Origin of the sequence: Bacillus sp. SIMBA_008 (assembly GCF_046535495.1) — a bacterium.
In the GTDB taxonomy this organism is placed as follows: Bacteria; Bacillota; Bacilli; order Bacillales; family Bacillaceae; genus Bacillus; species Bacillus subtilis.
In genome coordinates this window covers 1-243 of the sequence record NZ_JAWRWL010001109.1, presented here as the reverse complement: position 1 = coordinate 243, position 243 = coordinate 1, and the positions used below count along the sequence as shown (strand labels likewise).

General features: G+C 64.6%; 1 protein-coding gene. It reads left to right on the top strand.

Going from position 1 to position 243, the window contains the following annotated elements:
- Positions 1-243, top strand: a 243-nt coding sequence (locus SB658_RS26875; RefSeq protein WP_410603550.1) for a DUF3829 domain-containing protein, incomplete at both ends; no start/stop codon positions are given.

The following is a 243-nucleotide window of genomic DNA, read 5'->3' as shown; positions in this document are numbered from 1 at the left end:
CTGTGGCCAACCGCTGACCGACGCACTGGCCAGGATGCCGGCCACGCCGCTGGACGAGCCGGTGCGGCAGTACCAGACGGCCTTCCAGTCGTTGTATGCGCTGATCGAACGCGCTGATGGCTATTTCACCCGTGAGGACTATCGGCGCGACAACGGCGAAGGGATGCGCGCGCAGCATGCACCGCTGATGCAGGCCTACGCTGACTTCTTCAAGGCCAGCGAAGTGCTGGATGCGGCGTTGGA